A 24,582-nucleotide genomic window follows, 5' to 3' on the forward strand; every position below is an offset into this window, starting at 1 on the left:
CCGGCCACGGGGCACCCTCCCGTGGCCGGCACGCGCCGCTCGACGTGTGCGCGGGCCCTGACCGGCCTGACCGGCCTGACCGGCCTGACCGGCCTGACCGGTCGCTCAGACCCGGTCGGCCACGATCAGCAGATACTGGAAGCTGCCGTTCTTGTAGGCCGTCAGAAACGGTTCTTCAACGCCGGTGACCAGGTGGTCGGCCTCCTTGCGCAGCTCCCAGTACGGGATGGCCGTCGCGGTGAGGTCCTCGACGTGGACCGGGACGAGCCGGTTGGCCGCCATCGCCCGGAAGTACGCCGAGCGCGGGTGGATGTCGCAGATGTAGTGGGCGTTGATGAGGGACACCTCGCGGGACGCCTGCCCGTAGGTGTCGTTGTAGCAGCCGGTGATGGTGACGTAGCGTCCGCCGCGGCGCAGCAGCCGGGCGTGCTCGGCGAAGAGCAGTTCCAACTCGACGTACATCGTGGACTCGTTGTTCCAGGAGGCCGCGTAGCCGCCGGTCTGGAAACCGGTGTCGAGCATGTTGCGGTGGTGGTAGCGGACCTTGCCGTCGATGCCCCGGGCGCGGGCCTGCGCGTTGGCGAACTCGGCCTGCTTGGTGGAGAGCGTCACGCCGTCGGCGGAGCAGCCGTAGCGCAGGTGCGCCACGACGCTGCCGCCACCGCGCCCGCAACCGGCGTCGAAGACCCGGTCGGTGGGGGAGAGCGGCCCGAGGTGGGTGGCGAGCAGTTCGGCCTGGGCGTGTTCCAGCCGGTGCAGTTCCGCGGTGATCCGCTCCCGGCGCACGCCGGGGTCGGTCTCGTCGAGCACCGACCAGTCGGCGTCACCGACGCCGTAGTGGTGGTGGTAGAGGTTGTCGATCTTTCCGAGTTCGAGGTTGACCGGGTTCTCCTCGGCGTTCCAGTAGTCCGCGACGCGGGTCTGGTACGAGGACTGGGCCGGCACCGGTGCTGTGGTGGTGCCGCGGTGGGTCGTGGTCAACGCTGACTCCTTTGGTACAGGGTGCTGTTGGTGGTGCGGGTGAAGCGAACTGCGCCTACCAGTAGTTCGGCAGGTGGTAACGGTGGGTGTTGGTGGCGTGCCACTCGTGGTTGCCGGCCACCCAGTCCGACAGCCCGCGGGCGTAGCGGCCGACGACGGGTGAGGTCGCCGACAGTGCGGCGGCCTCCTCCTCGAAGGACGCCATGATCTGGTTGTGGATCTCGACGCTGCGCAGATAGGCGGCCTTCAGCCCGCACCGCTCTTTGGCGGCCACGACCTGCGGCAGGTTGAGATGGTGCGGATCGGTCTCCAACTCCTTGGTGAACGAGTAGAGGTCGTTGACGATGGTCGTCGCGTTGCAGGCGAGCGCGGTGATCCGCTGGATCTCCGGGCGGGAGTAGACCGGTTCGGGCAGTTCGTAGCCGTCGACCGCGTCCACGATCGACAGGCAGGGGCGGAAGTTGTTGAACTGGCGCATCACCAGGTACTCCCACACCTTGGGCACGAACCGGGTCTCCGCCCAGGCGGCTTCGGCGAGGTAGCCCAGGTGCAGGCGGGCGATGTCGTGGACGAAGCGGGTGGTCTGGCTGGGCGTGGCGAAGCCGGCGTACTCCTTCATCGCCCAGTGGTACGAGCGCAGCGGCCCGTCGGCCTGCATGCCCTGCTGCCAGTCCGCCTCGGCTTCCGGCGTGCCGTGGAAGGGGTCGATCGCCGACTGGGCCATGATCAGCGGGCCGCCGAGTCCGCGGTGCGACCCGCCGCGGTCCTCCTCTTCCTCGCAGTAGCAGTCGTCCACGAGGTTCTCGGCGAGCAGGAGTTGCCCCGCGACGGTCAGGCGGTCCAGATCCGCCGCGCCGGGGTGCTGGAGTACGACGGCCCGGCCGAACTGGAATCCGGCGAAGTCACCGCTCCAGGCAGTGGGGAACAGGTCGAGTTCGCGCGCCCACGCCTCGAGACGGCGGTCGACCTCCTTGACCTTCTCCGGGTCGGCGGGCGTGGCCGGCTGGTACCTGAGTCCGGGGATCGCCCCGGTGGGGCGGGCGGACGCGGGACGAGGGAAGCTCGGCGGCCCGGGCAGCAGCGGGCGCGCGGGGGCGGCGTCGGGGGGAGTGGCCATCGCGGACTCCGCTCGGTCGCTCGGCGCGGTCACTCGACCCGGCCGAGCTGGACGTTCTCCAGGATGCCGACCGCGTCGGGCACGAGGATCGCCATCGAGTAGTAGGCGGTGACGAGGTAGCTGATGATCGCGGCGTTGTTGACGCCCATGAAGCGGACGTTCAGGCCGGGTTGGTACTCCTCGGGGATGCCGGTCGCGTGCAGGCCGACGACGCCCTGGTCGGCCTCGCCGGTGCGCAGCGCGATGATGCTGCTGGAGTGCTGCGGGCTGATCGGGATCTTGCCGCACGGGAAGATCGGGACGCCGCGCCAGGCGGGGACCTCGTGGCCGTCGACATTGGCGGTGCCGGGGACCAGACCGCGCTTGTTGCACTGCCGGAAGAACGCGGCGATCGCCTTCGGGTGGGCGATGAACAGCCGGGTCTTGCGGCGCATGGCGAGCAGGTCGTCGAGGTCGTCGGGGGTCGGCGGGCCCGAGTGGGTGCTGATCCGCTGGCCGTAGTCGGCGTTGTGCAGCAGGCCGAACTCGCGGTTGTTGACCAGCTCCCACTCCTGGCGCTCGCGGATCTCCTCGATGGTGAGCCGGAGTTGCTGCTGGGTCTGGTCCATCGGGTCGTTGTAGAGGTCGGCGACCCGGCTGTGCACCTTCAGGACGGTCTGGGTGAGCGACAACTCGTATTCGCGCGGCGCGAGTTCGTAGTCGACGAAGCCGCCGGCGATGGACGGCTCACCGGAGTGGCCGGCCTGTAGCGGGATGTCGGCCTCGCCGCGGCGGTTCGCGGGCAGCCGCTGCTGCTCGGCGTACGCCGCCAGGTGCGCGGCCAGCGACGGCTCGCGGGCGATCAGCTCGCGCGCGGTCTGCCAGGGCAGGACCAGCAGCACGCCCGCGGTGTCGGCGCGCACCGAGGTCGTCCACCGCGGGTCGGTCCGGCCGATGGCCTCGTCGCCCAGCTGGTCGCCGTCGGTGACGACCCCGACGATCCCCTCCTCGCCGTACATCCCGGCGGTGTAGCGGGTGAGCCGGCCGTGGACGACCAGATAGGTGTCCGTCACCGGCTGCCCGGCCTCGAACAGCACCTCGCCGGGGCGTACTTCCTTGACCTGGAAGCGGGCGGCGAGTTCCGTGAGCACGCCGCCGGTGTCGGTGTAGCCGTGCAGCGGGGGCAGCTCGGTGAGGGTCTCGGGGATGACCCGGACGTCGTCGGCGCCGTTCTGCTCGAACTCCACCCGGCCTCTGCCGACGCGGAGTTGGCGGCGCCGGTTGACCCGGTAGGTGCCGCCCTTGATGTCCAACCAGGGCAGCATCCTGATCAGCCAGCGCGAGCTGATGCCCTGCATCTGCGGTTCGGACTTGGTGGTGGTCGCGAGTTGGCGCGCCGCCTGGGTGCTGAGACTGGTGAGCTGTGCGCCGCTCGCTGGTTCGGCGGCGGGGTCGTCGGTGGTGGCGCCGGTGGTGCGTACCGATTCGGGCACGTTTTCTCCCGGAAGATGAGCTGGACAAGCAGCGTGAGGAGAGGTGAGAAGGGGCGAACGCGACTGGTGGACAAGGGCGTTGGCGGACGCAGTCGGTCTGTCGGACGTTGGCGGGCGCTGTGGGCAATGCGGGTGAATTCCGCGCAGGGATCAGCCAAGCAGCCCCGGCCCGAGCCGCGGTATAGCGCGCGGGGGGCGCCTTCGCGCCCCCGGTGGTGTAAACCTCCGTGGTGAGGCGGGGCGTGGGAGTGCGCTCGCGCGCGTGCTGCCCGCGCACCCCGCGCTCCGGCGCGCGGCGGCACCCACCCGGCGCGCGAGCCACCCCCGCACGCCGGGGAGAGAGGGCCACGGCCCGCACGCGTCGCCGTAGGCCCACGCGAGCGGTGCCCGCCGCCGCACGGACGCTGACCCGACCCGACCCGACCCGACGCGACGCGACCCGATCCGATCCGACCGCGCCCTCTGACCTGACCCTCCGTCAGGAGAGCGGCGCGGCCGCGGTGGTGGCGAGTGCCTCGGCGCGCAGCGCGGCGGCGACGCGGCTGACGGACTGCTCCGGCGGGAGGGGGAGGCGGGCCAGCAGCAGCCGGCGCTGTTCCTGGGGGCCGCCGCGGACGGGCAGGACGCGCACCCCGGGCGGCGCGACGGGCGCGAGGGTGGCCGGCACCGTGGTCAGCCCGCAGCCGGCGGCGACGAGGTGGAGCTTGGCGAGCCAGTCGCGGGCGGTGAGGGCGATCTCGGGCCGCTCGTCCAGGCCCGGCCAGACGCCCATCAGCCGTTCCTCCCCCGAGGAGGGACTGGCGATCCAGCGCTGTCCGCGCAGGTCGGCGACGTCGACGTACTCGCCGCGGGCCAGCGGGTGGGCGGCCGGCACCGCGAGGTACAGGGGGCGTTCGGTCAGGGTCTGAAGGGCGAGCGGGGGCGACTCGGTGTCCGGTGCGCGAAACGGCGGCCCGGAGGCGAGCAGGGCCAGGTCGATGCTGCCGGCGCGCAGGGCCCGGGCCAGTGCGGGGGTGCTGCCCTCACGCCCGACGACGTTCAGGTCGGGGTCGGTGCGGCGCAGCTCGGCCAGGGCGCGGGCAACCAGCACGGCGCCGGCGCTGGGCATCCATCCCAGCCGTACCGTCCCGCCCTGCGCCGGCAGGCCGGACAGCTCACGCGCGGTGGCCTCGATCTCGTCGAGTACGGTCGTGGCGCGGCGCATGACGATGCGCCCGGCGTCGGTGAGCCGGACGCCGTCGCGGCGCCGCTCCAGCAGTTCCGCGCCCGCGGCCCGCTCGATCGCGGCGATCTGCCGGGAGACCGCGGACTGGGTGTACCCGAGCGACGCGGCGGCCGCGGTGAAGGTGCCCTGCTCGGCCACGGCGCGGAAGACCCGCAGCGCGGTGAGCGACACTTCGGTGAAGTCCATGACGTCTACGCATACCACCAGTGCGGAACTCTCGTTGGACTCATGGATGCGGGGTTCCTAGCGTGGAGGCATGAACACTTCGCGCATCGCCCTCGTCACGGGCGCCAACCAAGGGCTCGGCCGGGCCCTCGTCGAGGGGCTCGCGGCCCGCATGGACCAGGACGACCTGGTCCTGCTCACCGGCCGCAACCGGCAGCGGGTGACGGACGCGGCACAGGAGGTCGCGCAGGCGCCCTCGACCCGGGCGCGCGTCGAGGGCGAGGTCCTGGACGTCACGGACGCCGCCGCTGTCTCCCGCCTCGCCGAGGACCTGCGGGCCCGCCACGGCGGGGTCGACGTCGTCGTCTCCAACGCGGTCGCCCGCCTGCTGCCCGGCGAGTCGCAGGCTGAGCGGGCCGACGAGTTCATCGACGTGTCCAACTCCGCCACCCACGCGGTCCTGCGCGCCTTCGGCCCCGTCCTGCGCCCCGGCGGCCGGCTGCTCGTCGTGGCCAGCAGCCTGGGCACCCTCGGCCACCTCGCGCCACGGCTGCACCGCCTCTTCGACGGCGCGTCCCTGGACCAGGTCGAGTACGCCGTCGAGTCCTGGCGCAGCGCCGTCCACCACAGGACGGCCACGGAGGACGGCTGGCCGCTGTGGCTGAACGTGCCCTCGAAGGTGGCCCAGGTCGCCGCCGTGCGCGCGGTCGCCGCCGACCGCCGCGACCGCGACCTGGCCGACGGCACCCTGGTCGCCGCCGTCTGCCCCGGCATGGTCGACACCCCCACCTCGCGCCCGTGGTTCGGCGACTTCAGCCAGGCCCAGTCGCCCGCGCAGGCCGCCGAAGCAGTGCTCGACCTGATCCTCGCCGACCGCGTCGACCCCGCCCTCTACGGCGAACTGGTCCGCTTCGGCAAGGCGCTGGACTGGCACGCCGGCACGCCGCCGACGGAGCAGGACCGCCTGCTCACGCCCTGACCGCACCGCGGCCATGTCGTGCCGCACAGCTGAGGAGCCCCCGCTGACAGCACCGCCCGCACGAGTGGTGCGGGTGCGTTCCGGCCCGCCGGACCGGATCTCCGCTCACGCGGGGCCAGCGTGGAACGCCCCGCCCGGGCCGAACACCAGCCGGGCGAAGTTGTCGCCGATCCGCCGGTGGGCCTCGGGGGAGGGGTGCACCTCGTCGGGCAGCGGCAACTCCGCGTAGTCCGCCGCTCCGTAGAGCTCGCGACCGTCGAGGTAGTGCAGATGGGGGTCGTCGGCGGCGCGCTGCTCGACGATCCGGGCGAGTTCGTCGCGGATGACGTTGAGCGTGAGCCGCCCGGCGGCGCGTTCGGCCGGGTCGCCGGTCGCCTTGAACCGGAAGACCCCGTCGCCGAAGTCGGGCGCGAGCGGACCGGGGGTGTCCTCCTGCACGGGGCACAGGATGGACGACACCACCAGCAGCGGCGTGTCCGGGTGCCCCTCGCGGATGGTGTCGAGGAACCCGTGCACGGCGGGGCCGAACGCGCGCAGCCGCATCAGGTCGGCGTTCACGATGTTGATGCCGAGCTTGACGCTGATCAGGTCCGCGGGGATGTCCCGCATCGCGCGCGCGGTGAAGGGGTCGAGCAGCGCGCTGCCGCTGAACCCGAGGTTGACCAGGTCGACTTCGCCCCGGGACGCGGCCAGTGCCGGCCAGATCCCCGTCGGATGGGCGGCGTTCGAGCCGTGGCTGATCGAACTGCCGTGGTGCAGCCACACCTTGCGCCCGCTCTTTGGCGCCGGTTCGACCGGCGCGTCGGTGCGCAGCGCGACCAGCTCGGTGCCTTCGGTGTGCGGCAGCCAGATCTCGACGTCCTTGTCGTACGGCGGCAGGTCCGCGAAGTGGGCGGTGCCGGCGGGCCCTTCGCGCACCTCGGCGGCCTGGGTGGCCATGTCGATCATGCGGAGCCGCCCGCCGGGCACGGTGGCCTGGCCGGCGAGGACCCCGTCGACCAGCAGGTCGTACACGCCGTCCGGGGGGAGCGGCGCGCCGACGTACGCCCGCTTGGTGGGCAGCGCGTCCAGTTCGACGGTGGTCGCCCGGGTGCGGAAGACCAGCCGCACCCCGGACGGCTGCGCCTCGGCCATGGCCAGTTGGTCGTCGGGGAACTGGCGGCGCGCGGAGGCGGGCAGCCGGTGCGGGAGCAGGCCGTGCGGCGTGCGCTCCACCTCGACGGCGCCGCGCAGCATGCCGGCGGTGAGGGGGGTGGTGGTCCAGTCGTGCTCGGTGTTCATGGTCCTTGCCTGTCGATCACGGTCCCGGTGGCGGTCCCGGTGGCGGTTGCGGTCGTGGTCGCGTTCACGGTCCCGGTGGCGGTCGTGGGCACGGGGGTGGCGCTCACGGGGACGACGGTCGCGGGTGGGCGGGGAAGGTCCGGTTGCGCAGCAGGGCGTCGAGGGAGTCCACCATCCAGTCCCAGGATTCCCGGGGATCGACGGCGGTGTGGCTGAAGCCTCCGCTCATCTCCAGGCTGATGTAGCCGTGGAAGACGCTGCCCAGCATCCGGACCGCGTGGGTCTGGTCCGGCTCGGTCAGGTCGTACCCGCGCAGGAGCGCCCGCGTCATCTGGGCGTGCCGGACGCCCGCGCTGGAGGCCGCGGTCTGCGGGTCGAGCCGGAGCCGGGCGGCGTCGTACCGGCCCGGGTGTTCCCGGGCGTAGTCGCGGTACGCGTCGGCGAACGCGGCCAGCGCGTCCTTGCCCGCGCGGCCCGCCAGCGCGGCGGCGACCCGGTCCGCGAGTTCCGCGAGAGCGAGCAGCGCGATCCTGGTCTTGAGGTCCTGCGAACTCTTCACGTGCGAGTACAGGCTCGCGACCTTGACGTCGAACCGCCGGGCGAGTGCCGAGACGGTCACCTGGTCGAAGCCGACCTCGTCGGCCAGCTCCGCACCCGCCCGGGTCAGCCGCTCAGCCGTCAACCCTGCGCGCACCATAAGCTCCCTCCCGTTTTCCGATAACCATCATGCGCATACCTAAGACCTTTAGGCAAACACCTGAGTCTTGCAGGCGGCGATGGGCAGGCGAGGCGGTCAGTGCGCGGGTGCCCACGGTCGGCGGGCGGGCGCAGGCCCGGGCGGAGGCCCGGGCGGGGGGAGGGGCCGCGGGCCGGGAGCAGGAGCAGGGTGTGCGGTGAGCCGGCCCGGGGCGAAGAGCGGGGCGGCGGGCGGCTCTGCGGTTCGCCGGTCCCGGCGGGAAGCGCGAGGCGCCGGGCGTGCCACCCGTTGAAGGCAGCGGGAGAGCGCGCGGGGCACCCCGCCCCGGTCACGGCACTAGAAGGAGTCGCCGTACCAGTGGAAGGCGCCTGGCGCGGTGACGGTCGCGAGGACCTCGGCCGCGGGGGCGAGCACCGGGCGGGCCATCCCGTAGTGGGTGGCCTCGGGAACGGACTCGGCGAGGAGGTGGGGGAGCGCGCCGACGACGGCGGGCTCGGCGGGCAGCCGTACGGTCGCGGACGTCGCGCCCGCCGCCCGCGCCCGGACCGCGGCGGCCGACAGCAGGGCGCCGGCCGCGTCCTCCTCCCGGCCGGGGGCGAGGGCGATCTCCGCGAGCTCGACCTGATCGGGGGCGGGGCGGCGGAGCACGGCGAAGCCGAGCGGGCGGCCGGACGGCGCGAAGGGAGCGGCGAGGGAGGGGAGTCGGCCGGCCCGGTCGAGTCGGCCGGGGCCCCCGGGTCCGCCGGGTTCACCGGGTTCGCCGGGTTCGCCGGGGAAGAGGGGTGCCCCGGGCTCCGGGTGCCTGCCGCTTCCCCCATGTCCGCTGTCCTCCGCGACCAGGATCTGCGCCGGGGCCGCGTACCAGACGGGCACCCGGTGCTCCCAGTCGTCCGCGCCGCGCACCGTGGTCAGCGGGCGGACCGCGTCGAAGCCGTCCCGCAGTGCCCGCAGGGCCGGCAGGTCGGCGCGGGTCGAGGGGCGTACGGCGGCGGCGCCGGGGTGCGGCGCGCGGTCGGTGAGCGGGCCCGACCAGCCGGGGGCGGCGAAGGACCGCCACCCCGCGCCCTCGTAGACCCGCGGGGTGGCGGTGAACAGCAGCGACCAGGCGCACCCGTCGGCCGTCATGGCGGCCACCGCCGCCGCGAGCAGGTGCCGGACGTGGCCCTGGCCGCGCGCGTCGGGGTGGGTGGCGACGCTGCCGAGGCAGCCGACGCGCTGCGGGCGGCCGGTGGCCGAGCGAATCGGCCGCGGCAGGTAGTGGAGCACCGAGACCAGCCGCCCGCCGTCGTCCTCGGCGACGAACGTGCGGCTGTGGCGGCCCGGGTCGCGGCCCCACAGCGCGACGACCGTCGCCGCGTCGGGGAAGGCCGCCGCCCACAGGGCGTGCAGCGCCGGCTCGTCCGCCGGCGCGGCGGTGCGATAGCGCATGGCGACGGCCTTCCCTCTCCTACGGTCACGGTCGCAGGGCCCCGCGGCCCTGCGGCTCCATACGGTCTTGCGGTTCCTCTCGGACTCGCGGTCCTTACGGTGAAGCGTGGCGGTGGGCGCACGACGCACGACCGGCTCAGCGAGGCCCAACCGGCCGCGCCCACCGCCACGTTCGCTCGGCCGCAGGCCGCCGCGCACCCAGCACCCGCCGCGCACGCCGCGAACTCAGAGGATGAGGTTGCCGGTTGTCGCGCTGATCCTCTTCCCGTCCGCGGGCAGCCCCTTCCGGTCGACACCGTCCTCGGTGCACGCGGTGTGCAGGAGCGACGACGTGTCGCCGAACGCGTCCTCCGCCAGTGCGAGTTGGCCCCCGGTGAGCCGGGCGCCGACCGCCGTGTAGCGGTTGTGGCCGTCCGCGACGCGCACATGCGCGGTGTCCGCGTCGGCCGCGCTGCTGCGCAGGTCGGCCAGGTCCCAGGTGACGGTGGCACCCGTTCCGGCGTCGCGGGAGAGCAGCGCCTTGGCGGTGTTGGTCCCGGACAGGGCGGTGCCGCCGCCGACGCTGATCCGCTGGTCGCGCACGGCGCTCAGCGCGATGCCGGTGTCGGTGAGGCTGCCGCCGTCCACGGTGACCTCGGACGCCCCGACCGCGAGCGGCGCCGCCTTGGGGCTGCCGACCAGCCGGCAGTCGGTGAAGTGGACCGGGCCGCTGCCGCGCAGCACGTTGCCGTCGAGCCCGGTGAACGTGGTGCGGACGAAGTGCACCGGCGCGGTGACCGGGGTCTGCACGAGCACGGACGCCTTCGGCAGGTCGAAGGTGCAGTCGGTGACGGTGGTCGGCCGGGTGGAGCGCGCCGACTGCTGGGCGACGGCGAAGAAGGAGGCGGTGCAGCCGCGCAGTTGGGCGCCGTCGGCGTTGACCACCAGGGTGCCGGCCGGGTCGAAGGTCGGCCGGGCGATGACCTTGACGTTCTCCAGCGTCAGGTCGGTGATCTTGGTGTTGGCGGTGAACCAGGAGCAGACGTGGTTGCGCACGGTGATCCGCTTGGCGGAATCGCCCCACTGGGCACCGGAGTTGGCGATGTCCATCAGGCCGGAGTTGCCGTCGAAGAGCAGGTCGTGCTCGTACTGCCCGTGGGTGGTGAAGGGGTTGCCGCCCTCGTCGTCGCCGTCGCCGTGGCAGTTGACGACCTGGCAGTAGGCCGACGCGGTCAGGTCGTTGAGGTGGCGGACGTTGCTGCTGGTGCAGTCCGCGACGTGGCCGTACAGGCAGTAGATCTGCTGGGTGAGGTAGCCGGCGCCGCCGTACATCACGGTGGGCGGGTTCTTCAGCCCGCACTGGATCGTGCGGTAACGGGTGCACCAGCGCCGCATGATGACCGGCCAGAACGTGCCGGTGGCCTGGATGCCGGAGACGTCGCAGTCCACCGCGTACTCGTACGCCACCGGGTGCGATCCGGTGTACTCGTCGTCGACCGCGCCGGTGTCCTGGCCGGCGCCGAGGAAGACGAGGTGGTCCACCCGGACGCCGACCACCGGTTCGACCCGGCGCCAGGTCAGCTTGCGGCCGGCCGCCAGCGGCCAGCCGTTGAGGTAGTCGACGCGGATGTGGGTGCCGTCGATGACCTCGGTGACCTCGACCATCTTCTGCAGCTCGCGCTCGTCGCTGCCGCCGCCGGCCACCTCGTCGCTCTGCACCGCCCACCACTGGCCGACCTTGAAGGCGCCGGAGTCCGGCACCGGGAAGGCGTCGGTGAGTTCGATGACCTCGGCGGACAGCGCGTGGCTGACGGTGTCGCCGGTGACGGTGCCCTGGAAGAAGAGCACGGCGCCGAAGGGGTTGTCGTGGGTGTTGCGCTCGATGCCGCCGGTGTGGACGGTGTGGCCGCCGAAGTCCAGCGTGAGCCGGGAGCGGTGGTAGGTGTGGCGGCGCTGGAAGAGCAGGTCGGTGTGGGCCTCCACCCGGTGCACCGACGGGTCGTCGACCATGGCGTCGAGCGCGTCGTCGGCCGGGGCGGAGGCGTCGAACAGGCCGAAGCCGCGGAAGTCCAGCACCCCGTCGTGCAGTCGGCGCCAACGGCCGTGCGCGGGGCGGTCGTTCGGGCGCAGCACGGTGCCGCCGTTGGGCGCGCGGGTGCTGCCGGCGTCCCACCGTACGGTCATGCCGCCGCCGTCGCCGGGGGCGCGGTAGCCGGCGACCACCGTCACCGTCCCGTCCCGCAGCGACTTCGACGGGGTGGCGAGCAGGTCGGCGACGGTGGCGGCGGTGGTGGCGGGCCGCCCCGCCGTGCCGCCGCCCTTGGCGCCGCTCTTCCCGTCGTCGCCGGTGTCCTTGGCGCTGCCGGCGGGTGCGGCCGCCTGCGCCGGAACGGTGGTCAGCGCGCCGGCCGCGACGGCGGCCGCACCGATACCGCCGGAACGGAGCAGGTGTCTGCGGGTGGTGGTCATGGAGTGGTGCCGTCCTTCCGCTGGGGGCCGAGCGACGTGCGGTACGGGGGCATGAACGCGGTGCGCGGCATCTGGTCGGCCAGGACCCCGCCGTCCACCACGATCCGGGTGCCGGTCAGGTAGGCGCCGCCGTCGCCGGCGAGCAGCAGCAGCGCGCCGGTGCACTCCTCGGGCCGCGCGTAGCGGCCCAGCGGGATGCGCTGACGGTACGCCGCCTCGAACGCCTCGCGGTCGAACGGGAATTCGCCGTCGATCGGGGTGTCCACCATGCCGGGGGCGAGGCTGTTGACGGTGATGCCGTGCGGGGCCAGCTCGACCGCGAGGGTCTGGGTGAGCAGGTCCACCGCGGCCTTGGAGGCGTTGTAGTGCGCCAGCCCGGCCTCGGCGACCAGCGCGTTCTTGGAGGTGATGTTGACGATCCGGCCGGGCAGGCCGTCGGCGACCATGTGCTCGGCGACGCGCTGGGTCAGGAAGAACACCGCGTCGAGGTTGACCCGCATCACGCGGTACCAGCTGTCCGGGGTGATCTCGTTGAACCGCTCCAGGGCCGCGGTGCCGGCGTTGTTGACCAGGATGCGGATCGGTCCGGCCTGCGCGCGCACCCGGTCGGCGAAGTCGTGCAGCGCCGCGGTGTCGGACAGGTCCTGCTCGACGACGAGCGCGCCGCGCCCCGCCGCGCGGACCAGCGCGGCGGTCTCGGCCAGCCCTTCGGCGCCGGGCAGGTCGGTGAGGACCAGGTCGGCGCCGGCCTCGGCCAGCGCCACCGCGAAGGCCCGGCCCAGGCCGCGGGCGGCCCCGGTGACCAGCGCGGTGCGACCGGTCAGGTCGAAGCGCGCCGCGGCGGGGCCGCCGGCGGAGGTCACGACTGCCCCAGCCCGAGCAGGTCCAGCGACGGGCGGTGGATCAGCGCCTCCACGGCGTCCTGGTCCAGCGGGTCCAGACCCGGGATGCCGGGGATGCGGGCGATCCGGCGCAGCCCTTCCACCGAGTCGTTCACCGTGGTGAAGGGGTAGTCGCTGCCGAACAGCAGCTTGTCCCACACGCCGTAGTCCTGCACCAGGCGCAGGCTGTGCCACAGCTGGAACGGCCGGTAGTGCAGCGCGCTGATGTCGGCGTAGACGTGCCGGTGCTTGCGGATCACCGCGATGCACTCGCCCTCGAAGGGGTGGCTGAGGTGGGCCAGCACCATCCGCAGCTCCGGGTGGCGCATGGCCACCCAGTCCAGGTGCCGCGGCATGGCGTACTCCAGCGGCGCCTGCGAGACGAAGGTGGTGCCGGTGTGCACCAGCAGCGGCAGGCCGTGCCGCTCGGCGTAGGCGTAGAGCGGTTCGTACGCCTCGTCGGCGGGGTCGAACCCGGCGTACATCGGCATCAGTTTGATGCCGCGCAGCCCCAACTCCTCATGTCCGTAGCGCAGTTCGTCCTGCCAGCCGGGCTGGGTCGGGTCGAGCGAGAGGTAGCCGATCAGCCGGTCGGGGTGGTGCGCGACGTAGGCGGCGACGGCCGCGTCCTCCACCCACAGCCCGCTGCGGCGGGCCTTGCCGCCGACCACCACGGTGCGGGTGTTCTCCGGCGCGCTCGCCGCGTAGTCCTCGTACCGGACGGTGAGGTCCACCTCGCCGGCGTGCGCACGGGCCGACTCGGCGCGGAAGGCGTCGTCGAAGTCGTGGCTGTGCCGGAAGAGATGGGAGTGCACGTCGACGATCATGTGCGGTTCCTCTTCTCCCAGCCGTCCGCGAACATGTTCCAGAAGCGGTGGGTGGGCGGGTGCTCCGCGAAGACCTCGTCGACCAGCTCGATGCCGAGCCCGGGTGCGGTCGGCAGCTCGATGTGGCCGTCGGTGATCGGGAGCGCGCCGCGGACCGCCTCGAAGACATACGGTTCGAGCAGCCCGTCGAAGGTCTCCAGGATCTTGAGGTTGCTGATCCCGAGCGTGGCGTGCACCGAAGCGGTGGTGCACAGCGGCGAGTTGGAGTTGTGCGGGGCGACCAGCATGCCGTGCGCGTCGGCCTGCGCGGCGATCTTCCGCAGCTCGGTGAAGCCGCCGGCCATCGACAGGTCGGGCTGCACGATGTCCACGGCGTTGGTCGCGAAGAGCTGCTTGTACTCGTAGCGGTTGTGGAAGTGCTCGCCGCCGGAGATCGGGAAGGCCGCGATCTGCCGCAGCTCGGCGTAGCGCTCGATGTGCGTCCACGGCAGCGGCTCCTCGAACCAGCCGATGTCGTACGGTGCCAGCTCGTGCACCAGCCGCCGTGCGGTGGCCATCGCGAACCGGGCGTGCCCCTCGACGAAGAGGTCCACCTCGGGGCCGACCGCCTCGCGCACCGCGGCGACCAGCGCCAGCGAGCGGCGCAGCTCGCTGCGTTCCAGCTCGTGCAGGCCCGCGCCGAACGGGTCGAACTTCAGCGCGGTGAAGCCCTTGGCGACGGTCTCCTTCGCCTTGGCGGCGAACTCGGCCGGCTCGCGCTCGCCGGTGTACCAGCCGTTGGCGTAGACCCGGACCCGGTCGCGGGTGGCGCCGCCGGTGAGCCGGTAGGCGGGCACGCCCAGCGCCTTGCCCATCAGGTCGTACAGCGCCTGGTCCACGCCGGAGACGACGACGCCGCCGATGTCGCCGCCGCGCAGGAAGTCGCCCTGGTACATGCGCAGCCAGAGCTCTTCGACGTCGAACGGGTCGGCGCCCAGCAGGTGCCGGTGGCCCATCGCCTCGGTGAGCCGGCAGGTCTCGTCCACCCGGTAGGGGTGGGTGATCTCGCCGACGCCGGTCAGGCCCTGGTCGGTGTGAATCCGGACGTAGCCGAAGTCGCGCCAGGCGGTGCCGAGTTGCAGCGTCTCGACCTTGCTGATCCGGCCCGCCGGGCCGGCCGGCCGGGTGGTGTTCACGGTCAGCATCAGCGGGCCCCCGTCGCGGTGCCGGCGCCGCCCATGGTGGAGACGTGCGCGAGGTCGCTGGGGCCGCCCTCGGCCAGGGTGCGGGTGACGGCCGCCTCGGTCGCCTCCAGCAGGCGGTCCACGTCGGCGTCGGTGTGCGCGTAGGACAGGTGGCTGCGCTTGAGGTTCAGCGGCAGCTCGAAGACGCCGTGCTCGATGAGGTGGCGGCGGTAGCCGACGAAGAGCGCGGTGTCGTTGGCGAGCAGGTCGTCGTAGCTGAGCGGCGCCGGGCCGGGCATGAAGTAGCTGACGAAGACCGAGCCGTAGCCGGTCACCACGGCGGGCACGCCGATCCGCTGGTAGAGCGCGGTGAGTTCGGTGCGCACCCGATCGCCGAGCCGGAAGACGTGCTCGTGCACCGGCTGTTCGCGCAGCTTGCCGATGGTGGCCAGCGCGGCGGCGACCGGCAGCGGGTGGCCGTTGTAAGTGCCGGCGAAGAACACCGGGCCGCCGGGACGGCTGCTGAACTGCTCCATCAGGTCGGCGCGCCCGCCGAGCGCGCCGATCGGGGCGCCGTTGGCGATGGCCTTGCCGAGGGTGGTCAGGTCCGGGGTGATGCCGGAGATCGCCTGGTAGCCGCCGAGGGCGTGCCGGAAGCCGGTGATCACCTCGTCGAAGACCAGCACGCTGCCGGCCGCGGTGCACTCCTCGCGCAGCGTGCGCAGGAACTCCTCGGTGGGCAGCAGCGCGCCCACGTTGTGCGGGATGGGCTCCACGATCACCGCGGCGATGTCGGTGCCGTGCTCGGCGAACGCCTGGCGGACGGCGGCGACGTCGTTGAAGCGCAACACCAGGGTGGCGTCGAGGACTTCGGGCAGGATGCCGGTGGAGGTCGGGTCGTGCCGGCCGACCCGGTCCGGGGCCGAGATGACGTTGAGGCTGACCGCGTCGTGCCAACCGTGGTAGCAGCCCTGGAACTTCACCACCAGGCGGCGCCCGGTGGCCGCGCGGGCCACCCGCAGCGCGTGGAAGGTCGCCTCGCTGCCGGTGCTGGTGAGCAGCACCTGCTCGATCGACGGGATCAGTTCGGCCAGTTGCTCCGCGAGGACCACCTCGGCCTCGGTGACCGCCACCCCGGTGAGACCGAGCCGGCCGGACGCGTCCGCGACCGCGGCGGCCACGTCCGGGTCGTTGTGGCCGAGCAGCGGCGGCCCGAACGCGGCGTGGTAGTCGGTGAATTCCCTGCCGTCGCTGTCCCAGAACCGGGACCCCGCGGTGCGGGCGATCACCAGGTCGGTGAGGCCGGGAATGCTGCGCTGGCCGCTGTTGACACCGCCCGGTATCACCCGGCGGGCCCGCTCGGCGAGCGTCATGTGGTGCTCCTCGCGTCGATGCTGTGGGTGACGGTCCCGGCCCTGCCCGGCCGGGACCGCAGGACGCCATCCGCCCGGCAAGTCGTCGCAGGATTCGTTCGCTGCACTGAAGGAACGATTTTCAAGAACACTGTTCTGAATATCCGAACAGTAGGCTGATCTTAGATCCGGTTTAACCCTCGGTCAAGGGGGGTCCGGTGGTAACCTGTTTTGCTATGCAGAACAGTGTTGAGCGCGGCGCGGATGACGAGCGGGGCCGCGCGGCGGGGGCTGAGCCGAAATACCTGGTGAAGACCGTGGCGAGGGCCGCGGAGCTGCTGGAGGTGCTCGCCGCCGGAGGACCCGGAGCGGGACTCAGCGTGACCGAGGTCGCCCAGCGCAGCGGTGTCTCGAAGAGCGCCGCCTTCGGCCTGCTGCAGACCCTGCGGCACTACGGCCTGGTGGCCGACGAGGGCGAGGGGATGAACCGCCGCTACCGGCTGGGGATGTCGCTGGCCCGGCTCGGCGACCGGGCGCAGGCGCAGATCTCGCTGCGGGACGTGGCCCGCCCGCTGCTGCGCGAGCTGACCGCCGCCACCGGCATGGCCTCGCGGGTCGCGGTGCCGCAGGAGGGCCAGGCGGTGATCGTCGACCAGGTCGACGCCGGCGGCGGCCTGCGGCTCGACCTGCGGATGGGCGCCCGCGAACTGCCGCACTGCACCGGGATCGGCAAGGCGCTGCTGGCCGCGATGCCCGAGCAGGAGGCCAGGGAACTCGTCGCCCGCACCGGGCTGCCCCGCCGCACCTCGCGCACCATCACCGACGAGGCGACGCTCTTCGCCCACCTGTCCGACGTCCGCGCCACCGGCTACGCGCTGGACGACGAGGAGGACGCCGACGGGATCTTCTGCATCGGCAGCGTGGTCCGCGACCACCGGGACCGGTGCGTCGGCGCGATCAGCATCACCGGCCTCAAGCTCGATCTGCCCGGCTGGCGGTTCCGCGAACTCGGCCTCCAGGTAAGGGACTTCGCCGATCGGATCAGTCAGAGCCTGGGGCACGGCAACACCCCGGCGACGTCCGGCGGCCGCACAACGGCCACCGCGGGGTCTTGACCGATTCACCGGCGGCGGGCTAGCGTCTCGCCCCGTCGGACGGTGCCGCGCAAGCACCCTGCCCCTGGTCTGCGCTTTTCCCGCACCGGTCCGCACCGCCATCCGCACATCCGGCAAGCGTCACGGTTTCGTCCTCACCCCAGGCCCATCGAAGGCTGAGGCACATCGTGAACGTTCCCCCTGGCCCCGTGCCGGGTTCCACCACCGACCAGAGCCCCGAGCAGAGCCGTACCGACACATCCCGCCGCAGGCTGCTGCGGGCCGGCGGTATCGGCGGGCTGCTGCTCGCGGCCACCACCACGGCGGTCGCCGCCGGCACCGGCACCGCGTCCGCGGCCGGTTCCGGCTCCGGTGCCGCGAAGCCGGCCGGCCACCCGGCCGCGCCGCTCACCGCCGACTCCGTCGCCCGGCTGCTCGCGCTCGACACCAGGTCGCTCGCGAACGGCACGGTCGCGCTGGTCTCCGGCTATCGCGCACCCGGCGACGGCGGCGGCCTGGTCGCCCGCTGGGACGCGACCGCGACCACCGCGCCCAACGGCGGCACCGTGCTGCGCCCGGCCGGCCAGACCGGCAAGGGCCGCTGGCGCATGGTCCACGACGGCCTGCTGGACTTCCGCCAGTTCGGCGTCTTCGACGCCTCCACCCCGGCCGACGCCGCGCTGGACGCCATGGTCGGCGACCCGGCCGTGTACCGGATCGAGGCGCACACCGACCTCAACTTCACCAAGCGCCACACCTTCACCCGCTCCCGGCTCGAACTCGACTTCGGCGGCAACAAGGTCACCACCACCGGGATCGAGAAGAACGCGTACAACAACCCGTTCGGCGCGGTGCTGTACTTCCTCGGCAAGGTGACCAGCACCACCGTCAAGTCCCAGCTGTCCGCCGCGATGCCCGACCTCGCCGACATCTTCGAGGTGCCGTCGAGCAAGTCCTTCACCGTCGGCCAGTGGTGGAGCGTGGAGATCGACGCGGCCGCCGGCACCGGGCTGTACGAGAAGGAGGTGCAGAAGCTCGTCCAGGTCACCGAGATCGTGGACGGCACGCACATCCGCGTCAACTACAAGATCGGCTGGGAGCTGGCCGCCGGGCGCACCTTCACCTGGACCCGGGTCGAGCCGGTCGAGCGCGTCCACGTGCGCAACATGGTCTTCGAGGGCGTGCCGGACGTCGCCGACGACGACACCGAGACCGGCTCGCACCCGCTCGCCTACGAGTACGCCGTCTCCTGCGACGTCTCCGGCATCGACGCCACCGGCACCTTCTGGCCGGTGATCATCCGCCGCTGGTGTACGTACTTCCGCACCTCCGAGTGCCAGTTGAAGAACCCGGCCTCGGTCACCTACGGCGGCGCCGGCTACCTCACCCAGCAGATCTACTGCCTGTACGGCCACGTCGAGGACTGCCACGTCGCCAACGCCCGGCACCTCAACGACTGGACGGCCTCCGCCTACGGCTACGTCACCAACTGCCACGGCGACGGCGACGACCAGGGCCCCTTCGTCACCCACGGCCAGTTCGAGCACGACCTCACCTACACCGGCAACTCCGGGCTGATGACCTTCGCCAACTCCGGTGCGGCCTGGGGCGGCGCGGCCAAGCGGATCACCGTCCGCAAGCACGCCTGTTCGTGGTTCGTGGCCAGGACCAACATCACCGACCTGACGCTGGAGGACATGCTGGTCATCGGCAACGCCCAGCCGAACTCGGGGATGATCTGGGTGAACTCCGACGGCGCCCAGCTGCGCGGCTGCGTCGCCTCGGGCCCGCTGGTGATCTCCCAGTCCTCCGCCAAGTCGAAGCGCCCCACCGTGATCGCCGACTCGGCCTTCACCCAGGGCAAGGCGTCCGAGGTCACCGCGGCCACCGTCAGCTCCGACGTGCACCTGCTGCGGGTCACCCTGAAGGACCTGGACGGTGCGCAGTTCAACGGCACCGGCGACCTCGTCCTCGACCACTGCACGTTCACCGGAACCGGCGCGGACGCCGGCCCCAGCACCGTCGCGCACGCCGACACCGCGGTGCACGGCGGCACCTTCACCGACACCGGCCTGGTGCTGAAGTCCGCGAAGGACCAGCGGCTGTGGATCGACGGCGGCGCCCGCTTCGGCGGCGGCAACAGCTCGGCGGCCTTCCTGGCCCGCAGTGGCGCGGACCGCACCGTCAGCTGGCAGCTCGACGGCGTCGACTCCCGCGCCGCGGACCAGAAGACCGCGCACCTGCTGATCACCGACGGCGTCAACCACTACCGCGCGGGCGGCTCGGCCTTCTCCGGCGGCCGTATCGAACTCGACCCGGCCGCCTTCACCGGGGACAGCCACCTGCTGCACACCGGCTGCACCGAGGACGGCGTGACCCGCACCAAGATGCCCGCCGAGGGCGACCGGGTGCGGCACACCGCCGGGAACCTGCTGATCTGAGAGCGCCGGCCGGGCCCGTCACGAGCCCGGCCGGCCCCGGCCCGACCGTCGCCCAACGCGGCATCCGGGCAACGCCGTTGGCCAACACCGGCACCGCGCAAGCCACTTGTGTTCCGCGGCCCCTTCCCGCCGAACCTTCCTGCTGATCCTTCCCGCCGAACCGTCCCGCCGACCCTTCGCGCCCACCGTGAGAGAGAGACCATGGCCACCGACCAGACCAGCACCGCCGGCACCCCGATCGAGGGGCGCCCGGTGCGGATCGCCCTCGTGGGCGCCGGCAACCGCGGGCTGACCTACGCCGCATGGATTCGCGACCACCCCGAGCGCGCCCGGATCGTCGCCGTCGCCGACCCCCGGCCCGAGGCACGCGCGCTGGTGCCGACGGCGACCGGGTACGGCGACTGGCGGGAACTGCTCGCCGCCACCGAGGCGAACGGCGGACCGCTGGCCGACGGCGTGATCGTGGCCACCCAGGACCGCGAGCACGCCGAACCGGTGCTCGCCCTGGCCCGGGCCGGGTACGGCGTGATGACCGAGAAGCCGCTCGCCCCCACGGAGGCCGAGTGCCGCACCATCGTGGAAGGCGTCGAGGCGGCCGGCGTGCCCTTCGCCGTCTGCCACGTGATGCGCTACACCCCCTACACCGACCTGGTGAAGAGCGTGGTGGACAGCGGCGTCCTCGGCACCGTCACCGGACTCGACCACCTGGAACCGGTCGGCTGGTGGCACTACGCGCACAGCTACGTCCGCGGCCCGTGGCGCCGCGAGGACCACTCCTCACCGATGATCCTCGCCAAGTCCAGCCACGACCTGGACTGGATCGCCTACGTCACCGGCCGCCGGATCGAGACCGTGGCGAGCTTCGGCTCGCTCGCCCACTTCCGCCCGGAGAACGCCCCGGCGGGCGCCGCCGCCAACTGCCTGGACTGCCCGGTCGAACCGAGCTGCCCGTACTCCGCGCCCAAGCTGTACTACCCGGCGCTGCGCACCACCGGCGCCGCCTGGCCGATCGACCACGTGACCGCGCACGCCACCGGCCCGCAGGACGAGGCGGTCCTCACCGAGGCGCTGCGCACCGGCCCGTACGGACGGTGCGTGTACCGCGCGGACAACGACGTGGTCGACAACCAGGTGGTCGCCATGCAGCTGTCCGGCGGCGCCACCGCGGTCTTCACCATGACCGCGTTCACCGAGCAGACCCACCGCCAGACCCGGATCTTCGGCAGCCACGGCTGGCTGCGCGGCGACGGCGAGCGGGTCACCGTGCACGACTTCCGCGACGACACCACCCAGGTGCACGAGGTCGGCGCGAGCGGCTCCAACGCCGCCGACGGCCACGGCGGCGGCGACTCGGTGCTGGTCGAGTCGTTCGTCACCGCGCTCGCCACCGGCGACCGCTCCCACATCCGCTCCGGCCCGGTCGAGTCCCTCGGCAGCCACCTCGCGGCCTTCGCGGCCGAGCGGTCCCGGCACCAGGGCACGGTCGAGACGGTGCCGCCCCGCTGACCGGCCGCACGCCGCAGCCCGGCCGCGCCCGCACCCGGCGCCACCAGCAGCACCCGCACCCCGCACCACCAGCAGCACCCGCACCCCGCACCACCAGCAGCACCCCGCACCACCCGCACCACCGCACGCTTCGCCCGCACGGCACCGCGGCCCCACCCGCGCCCGTACCACCGACCACCGCCACGCACCACGCTCCGGAAAGCGAGAACCACCGTGAGACGCCGTAACACCGCCGCCCTCGCCGTCGCCGCCGCCCTTGCCGCCACCGCCGTGGCCGGCTGCGGTTCCAGCACCGGTTCCGGGTCCAGCTCGAAGAAGACCATCAACACCTGGGTGTACCCGGTGATCAACGACCCGAAGGCCAACTCCGCCTACTGGGACGGCCTGGTCAAGGGGTTCGAGAAGGAGAACCCCGGGGTGACCGTGAAGGTCTCCACCTACCCGTGGGCCAACCGGGACACCGCGCTGGCCACCGCTCTCGCGGCCGGCAAGGGCCCCGACGTGGCGTACCTGATCCCCGACCAGCTCTCCGCGTACCAGCGCAACCTGATCCCGGCCGACAAGTGGATGCCGGCCGCGGACAAGGCGGCCTACCGCCCGGCCGCGCTGAAGGCGGTCACCGTGGACGGCCAGCCGCTCGCCGCCCCCGTGCTGATGTCCAGCTACCCGCTGCTGTGCGACAAGAAGGTCTTCGACGCGATCGGCGAGACCTCCTACCCGACCACCTGGGACCAGCTCGCCGCGCTCGCGCCCAAGCTGAAGGCCAAGGGCTTCTACGCGACCAGCTACAGCGGCGACACCACCGCCACCCTCAACATGACCTTCTACCCGCTGCTGTGGCAGGCCGGTGGCGACGTCTTCTCGGCCGACGGCAAGAAGGCCACCTTCAACAGCCCGGCCGGCGTCAAGGCGCTCACCTGGCTGAAGACCTTCGTGGACAACGGCTGGACGCCCAAGGACCTGGTCACCACCACCCCGCAGATCGAGCAGACCGACCTCGCCAAGAACAAGGTCGCCTGCACCTGGCAGAACACCGCGGCCGAGGTCGAGCCGTTCTGGGGCAAGGAGAACATCGAGGTCGGCCCGGCGCTGAGCAGCACCAAGTCGGTGGCGTACGGCACCGTCGGCACCCTCGCGGTCTTCAAGGGCGCCAACCAGAAGCTCTCCGGCAAGTGGATCTCGTACGTGTCGCAGCCGAAGAACACCGCGGGCCTGCAGAAGCCGGGCGGGTACTTCTCGCCGCGCACCGACGCGACCGCGCTCTACCCCGGCGACAAGCTGCAGGAGGCGACCGAGAAGGTGCTGAGCAGCACCGACGTCGGCCCGCTCAACAAGTCCGCGCGTGACGTGATGGGCCTGCTCGCCCCGCAGATCCAGGCCGCGCTGCTCGGCAAGACCAGCCCGAAGAAGGCGCTCGACGACGCGGCCCAGGCCGCGGACCAGCTGATCGCCCGCAAGCGCTGACCGCGCGCGGGCGGTCGTCGCCGGCCGGCGCTGACCGCCCGCACGTTCTGACGGCCCGCATGTGCCGATCGCCCGCACGTTCTGACCGTCCGCACGTTCTGATCGACTGTCCCACCAGCCGGCGAGGTCCGGCAGCACCCGTCGCTCCCGAAGGAGGTCCCGTGGCCGCAGTCGCGGAACGTACCACCCGCCCGCAGAAGAACCGACGCGGACCACACGCGCGCCGGGAGGCCCGGATCGGGCTGCTGTTCGTGCTGCCCTGCTTCCTGCTCTTCCTGGTCTTCCGGTTCGGACCGGGCATCGCCGGGCTGGTGCTCGGCTTCACCGACTACACCATCGGCGACAGCACCCACTTCACCGGACTGCAGAACTTCCAGCGGATGATGCACGACCCGCTGTTCTGGTCCTCGCTGCGGGTCACCGTCGTCTACAGCGTGATGGCGGTGCCGTTCACCATCCTCGCCTCGCTGGGGCTGGCGCTGCTCACCCGGCGGGCCTTCCGCGGCTCCCGGCTCTTCCGGTCGATCTTCTTCCTGCCGGTGGTCACCAGCCTGATCCTGGCGTCCACCGTCTTCATCTGGATCTTCTCCACCAAGGGCCCCTGGTCCGACATCATGGGCTGGCTCGGCCTGCCGGACCAGTCCTGGCTCACCGACTCGGCCCTGGTGCTGCCGGCGATCGCCCTGGTCGGCATCTGGTCGCGCTGCGGCTACGGCATGCTCATCCTGCTCGCCCGACTCCAAGACGTCCCAAGGGAGTTGGAGGAGGCCGCGCTGATGGACGGCGCGGGGCCCTTCCAGCGGTTCCGCTACATCGTGGCCCCGCAGCTGAAGCCGGCCTTCTTCTTCCTGGCGGTCATCGAGACCACCAACAGCTTCCAGATCTTCGACGCCATCTACGTGATGACCGGCGGCGGCCCGGCCAACGCCAGCTACAGCCTCGTGTACCAGCTCTACGACGCCGGCTTCAAATACAGCGACCTCGGCTACGCCAGCGCGATCGGCTGCGTGCTGTTCGTGATGACCGTGGTCGTGGCGCTTGTGCAGCGACTGGTGCTCGGAAAGGAGAAGTGACCATGGCGAACACGACCGCCCAGGCCGCCGAGGCGGGCGCGGGCTCCCACCCGGGCCCCGGAGTATTCGACCCGGCCGCCGCCGACGACCGTGCCGCGCGCGGCAGTCGGCCGCGCCGCTCCGGTCGCACCCGCGAGCCCCGCGAGCGCGACACCATCCCCAGGGCGCTGCGGCCCGGCCCGGGCGGGCAGATCGTCCGCGGTGTGCTGCTCGCGGTGGCGGCCGTGGTGACGGTCTTCCCCTTCTACGCGATGCTCGTGCTGTCGCTGAAGCCCGGCGCCGCGGTCTCGCTGCCGGGCAGCCTCCTGCCCTGGCACCTCAGCGGGTCCTCCTACAGCGCCGTGCTCGACGCCCAGGACGTGCCGCGCTGGCTGCTCAACACCCTGATCTACTCGTTGGTGTCGGTGGTCGGCGTGCTGGTGCTGGCCGCGCTGGCCGGCTACGCCTTCGCGAAGAAGCGGTTCCGCGGCAGGGAGGCGATGTTCTGGTCCTTCCTGTCCATGGTCATGGTCCCGTACCACGTCACCATGATCCCGACCTTCATCATGATGGCGAAGCTCGGCGGCGTGGACACCTACTGGGGCCTGATCATCCCGACCCTCGCCAACGCCCAGGCGGTGTTCCTGATGCGGCAGTTCATCAAGGACCTCCCGGACGAGATGTTCGAGGCGGCCCGGCTGGACGGCTGCAGCGAACTGCGGATCTTCGTCAGCATCGTGCTGCCGCTGCTCAAGCCGATCCTCGCCACCCTCGGCACCTTCGTCTTCCTGTGGCACTGGAACGACTTCCTGTGGCCGCTGATCATGGGCCAGAGCAGCGGCATGCGCACCCTCACCGTCGGCATCGCGTCGCTGCAACAGCAGCAGGTGCCGCTCAGCCAGGTGCTCGCCGGTTCGGTGATCGCCTTCGTCCCCATCTTCGCCGCCTACCTGGCGGGCCAGCGGTACTTCACCGAGGGCGTCACCGGTTCGGCCGTCAAAGGATGACC

The 24,582-nt window shown here is 72.4% G+C and carries 19 protein-coding genes; 7 read left to right on the forward strand and 12 right to left on the reverse strand.

Going from position 1 to position 24,582, the window contains the following annotated elements; all coding sequences use genetic code 11:
- Positions 1 to 105: 105 nt before the first annotated feature.
- The 4 genes from AB0399_RS31505 to AB0399_RS31520 all read right to left on the reverse strand — a co-directional run bounded on the left by AB0399_RS31505 (position 106) and on the right by AB0399_RS31520 (position 4,981).
- Entirely contained in the window at positions 106 to 981 is an 876-nt protein-coding gene (locus tag AB0399_RS31505; protein ID WP_329371122.1) for a geranyl diphosphate 2-C-methyltransferase, read from the reverse strand.
- A gap of 55 nt (positions 982 to 1,036) precedes the next feature.
- Positions 1,037 to 2,098: a family 2 encapsulin nanocompartment cargo protein terpene cyclase gene (locus tag AB0399_RS31510; protein WP_366413643.1), complete on the reverse strand. Its 1,062-nt coding sequence runs from the start codon at positions 2,096 to 2,098 to the stop codon at positions 1,037 to 1,039.
- 29 nt (positions 2,099 to 2,127) lie between these two features.
- Positions 2,128 to 3,570, reverse strand: coding sequence for a family 2B encapsulin nanocompartment shell protein (locus AB0399_RS31515; protein WP_366413644.1), 1,443 nt, complete (start codon positions 3,568 to 3,570; stop codon positions 2,128 to 2,130).
- A gap of 478 nt (positions 3,571 to 4,048) precedes the next feature.
- Positions 4,049 to 4,981, reverse strand: a complete 933-nt coding sequence (locus AB0399_RS31520; RefSeq protein WP_366413645.1) for a LysR family transcriptional regulator — start codon at positions 4,979 to 4,981, stop codon at positions 4,049 to 4,051.
- 70 nt (positions 4,982 to 5,051) lie between these two features.
- Between AB0399_RS31520 and AB0399_RS31525 the strand changes: the two genes are divergently transcribed.
- Positions 5,052 to 5,939: an SDR family NAD(P)-dependent oxidoreductase gene (locus AB0399_RS31525; protein WP_366413646.1), complete on the forward strand. Its 888-nt coding sequence runs from the start codon at positions 5,052 to 5,054 to the stop codon at positions 5,937 to 5,939.
- 105 nt (positions 5,940 to 6,044) lie between these two features.
- On the opposite strand, the gene AB0399_RS31530 is transcribed toward AB0399_RS31525, so the two are convergent.
- The 8 genes from AB0399_RS31530 to AB0399_RS31565 all read right to left on the reverse strand — a co-directional run bounded on the left by AB0399_RS31530 (position 6,045) and on the right by AB0399_RS31565 (position 16,037).
- Complete coding sequence (locus tag AB0399_RS31530; protein WP_366413647.1) at positions 6,045 to 7,220, reverse strand: GDSL-type esterase/lipase family protein; 1,176 nt, start codon at positions 7,218 to 7,220, stop codon at positions 6,045 to 6,047.
- A 103-nt stretch (positions 7,221 to 7,323) separates the two neighbouring features.
- A complete protein-coding gene (locus AB0399_RS31535) occupies positions 7,324 to 7,917 on the reverse strand; it encodes a TetR/AcrR family transcriptional regulator (protein WP_329371134.1) in 594 nt (197 codons plus the stop codon).
- A gap of 336 nt (positions 7,918 to 8,253) precedes the next feature.
- Positions 8,254 to 9,345: a GNAT family N-acetyltransferase gene (locus tag AB0399_RS31540; RefSeq protein WP_366413648.1), complete on the reverse strand. Its 1,092-nt coding sequence runs from the start codon at positions 9,343 to 9,345 to the stop codon at positions 8,254 to 8,256.
- Between the two features lie 225 nt (positions 9,346 to 9,570).
- A complete protein-coding gene (locus AB0399_RS31545) occupies positions 9,571 to 11,793 on the reverse strand; it encodes a peptidase C14 (RefSeq protein ID WP_366413649.1) in 2,223 nt (740 codons plus the stop codon).
- The gene (locus AB0399_RS31550) at positions 11,790 to 12,656 is read right to left on the reverse strand and encodes an SDR family oxidoreductase (RefSeq protein WP_366413650.1); all 867 of its coding nucleotides are present in this window, start codon (positions 12,654 to 12,656) and stop codon (positions 11,790 to 11,792) included. The genes AB0399_RS31545 and AB0399_RS31550 overlap by 4 nt, the downstream gene beginning before the upstream one ends.
- Positions 12,653 to 13,501, reverse strand: a complete 849-nt coding sequence (locus tag AB0399_RS31555; RefSeq protein WP_329371143.1) for an amidohydrolase family protein — start codon at positions 13,499 to 13,501, stop codon at positions 12,653 to 12,655. The genes AB0399_RS31550 and AB0399_RS31555 overlap by 4 nt, the downstream gene beginning before the upstream one ends.
- Entirely contained in the window at positions 13,498 to 14,685 is a 1,188-nt protein-coding gene (locus AB0399_RS31560; RefSeq protein ID WP_329371144.1) for a mandelate racemase/muconate lactonizing enzyme family protein, read from the reverse strand. Before AB0399_RS31560 ends, AB0399_RS31555 begins: the two co-directional genes overlap by 4 nt.
- Positions 14,685 to 16,037 (reverse strand): aspartate aminotransferase family protein, encoded by a 1,353-nt coding sequence (locus tag AB0399_RS31565; protein ID WP_329371146.1) that lies wholly within the window; start codon positions 16,035 to 16,037, stop codon positions 14,685 to 14,687. Before AB0399_RS31565 ends, AB0399_RS31560 begins: the two co-directional genes overlap by 1 nt.
- A gap of 215 nt (positions 16,038 to 16,252) precedes the next feature.
- On the opposite strand from AB0399_RS31565, the gene AB0399_RS31570 reads away from it, so the two are divergent.
- The 6 genes from AB0399_RS31570 (at position 16,253) to AB0399_RS31595 (ending at position 24,580) form a co-directional block, all read left to right on the forward strand.
- Positions 16,253 to 17,131 carry an IclR family transcriptional regulator gene (locus AB0399_RS31570; RefSeq protein WP_366413651.1) on the forward strand — a complete coding sequence of 293 codons (879 nt, stop codon included), beginning with the start codon at positions 16,253 to 16,255 and terminating at the stop codon, positions 17,129 to 17,131.
- A 587-nt stretch (positions 17,132 to 17,718) separates the two neighbouring features.
- Entirely contained in the window at positions 17,719 to 19,551 is a 1,833-nt protein-coding gene (locus tag AB0399_RS31575; protein ID WP_328473891.1) for a peptidase C14, read from the forward strand.
- 201 nt (positions 19,552 to 19,752) lie between these two features.
- A complete protein-coding gene (locus AB0399_RS31580; protein WP_329371150.1) occupies positions 19,753 to 21,057 on the forward strand; it encodes a Gfo/Idh/MocA family oxidoreductase in 1,305 nt (434 codons plus the stop codon).
- A 213-nt stretch (positions 21,058 to 21,270) separates the two neighbouring features.
- Positions 21,271 to 22,521 carry an extracellular solute-binding protein gene (locus AB0399_RS31585; protein ID WP_329371152.1) on the forward strand — a complete coding sequence of 417 codons (1,251 nt, stop codon included), beginning with the start codon at positions 21,271 to 21,273 and terminating at the stop codon, positions 22,519 to 22,521.
- 161 nt (positions 22,522 to 22,682) lie between these two features.
- Complete coding sequence (locus AB0399_RS31590) at positions 22,683 to 23,594, forward strand: sugar ABC transporter permease (protein ID WP_328462061.1); 912 nt, start codon at positions 22,683 to 22,685, stop codon at positions 23,592 to 23,594.
- 2 nt (positions 23,595 to 23,596) lie between these two features.
- On the forward strand, positions 23,597 to 24,580 hold the full coding sequence (locus tag AB0399_RS31595; RefSeq protein WP_366413652.1) for a carbohydrate ABC transporter permease: 984 nt from the start codon (positions 23,597 to 23,599) through the stop codon (positions 24,578 to 24,580).
- Positions 24,581 to 24,582 lie beyond the last annotated feature (2 nt).

It is taken from the genome of Streptomyces sp. NPDC088194, assembly GCF_040702025.1.
Lineage (GTDB): Bacteria > Actinomycetota > Actinomycetes > Streptomycetales > Streptomycetaceae > Actinacidiphila.

Bases quoted from the DNA above. Each gene is read 5' to 3' on its own strand.
- AB0399_RS31555 (WP_329371143.1), bottom strand. From the start codon at position 13,501: ATGATCGTCGACGTGCACTCCCATCTCTTCCGGCACAGCCACGACTTC.
- AB0399_RS31540 (WP_366413648.1), bottom strand. From the start codon at position 9,345: ATGCGCTATCGCACCGCCGCGCCGGCGGACGAGCCGGCGCTGCACGCC.
- AB0399_RS31565 (WP_329371146.1), bottom strand. From the start codon at position 16,037: ATGACGCTCGCCGAGCGGGCCCGCCGGGTGATACCGGGCGGTGTCAAC.
- AB0399_RS31570 (WP_366413651.1), top strand. From the start codon at position 16,253: ATGCAGAACAGTGTTGAGCGCGGCGCGGATGACGAGCGGGGCCGCGCG.
- AB0399_RS31545 (WP_366413649.1), bottom strand. From the start codon at position 11,793: ATGACCACCACCCGCAGACACCTGCTCCGTTCCGGCGGTATCGGTGCG.
- AB0399_RS31530 (WP_366413647.1), bottom strand. From the start codon at position 7,220: ATGAACACCGAGCACGACTGGACCACCACCCCCCTCACCGCCGGCATG.
- AB0399_RS31560 (WP_329371144.1), bottom strand. From the start codon at position 14,685: ATGCTGACCGTGAACACCACCCGGCCGGCCGGCCCGGCGGGCCGGATC.
- AB0399_RS31595 (WP_366413652.1), top strand. From the start codon at position 23,597: ATGGCGAACACGACCGCCCAGGCCGCCGAGGCGGGCGCGGGCTCCCAC.
- AB0399_RS31580 (WP_329371150.1), top strand. From the start codon at position 19,753: ATGGCCACCGACCAGACCAGCACCGCCGGCACCCCGATCGAGGGGCGC.
- AB0399_RS31575 (WP_328473891.1), top strand. From the start codon at position 17,719: ATGGTCCACGACGGCCTGCTGGACTTCCGCCAGTTCGGCGTCTTCGAC.
- AB0399_RS31520 (WP_366413645.1), bottom strand. From the start codon at position 4,981: ATGGACTTCACCGAAGTGTCGCTCACCGCGCTGCGGGTCTTCCGCGCC.
- AB0399_RS31535 (WP_329371134.1), bottom strand. From the start codon at position 7,917: ATGGTGCGCGCAGGGTTGACGGCTGAGCGGCTGACCCGGGCGGGTGCG.
- AB0399_RS31525 (WP_366413646.1), top strand. From the start codon at position 5,052: ATGAACACTTCGCGCATCGCCCTCGTCACGGGCGCCAACCAAGGGCTC.
- AB0399_RS31510 (WP_366413643.1), bottom strand. From the start codon at position 2,098: ATGGCCACTCCCCCCGACGCCGCCCCCGCGCGCCCGCTGCTGCCCGGG.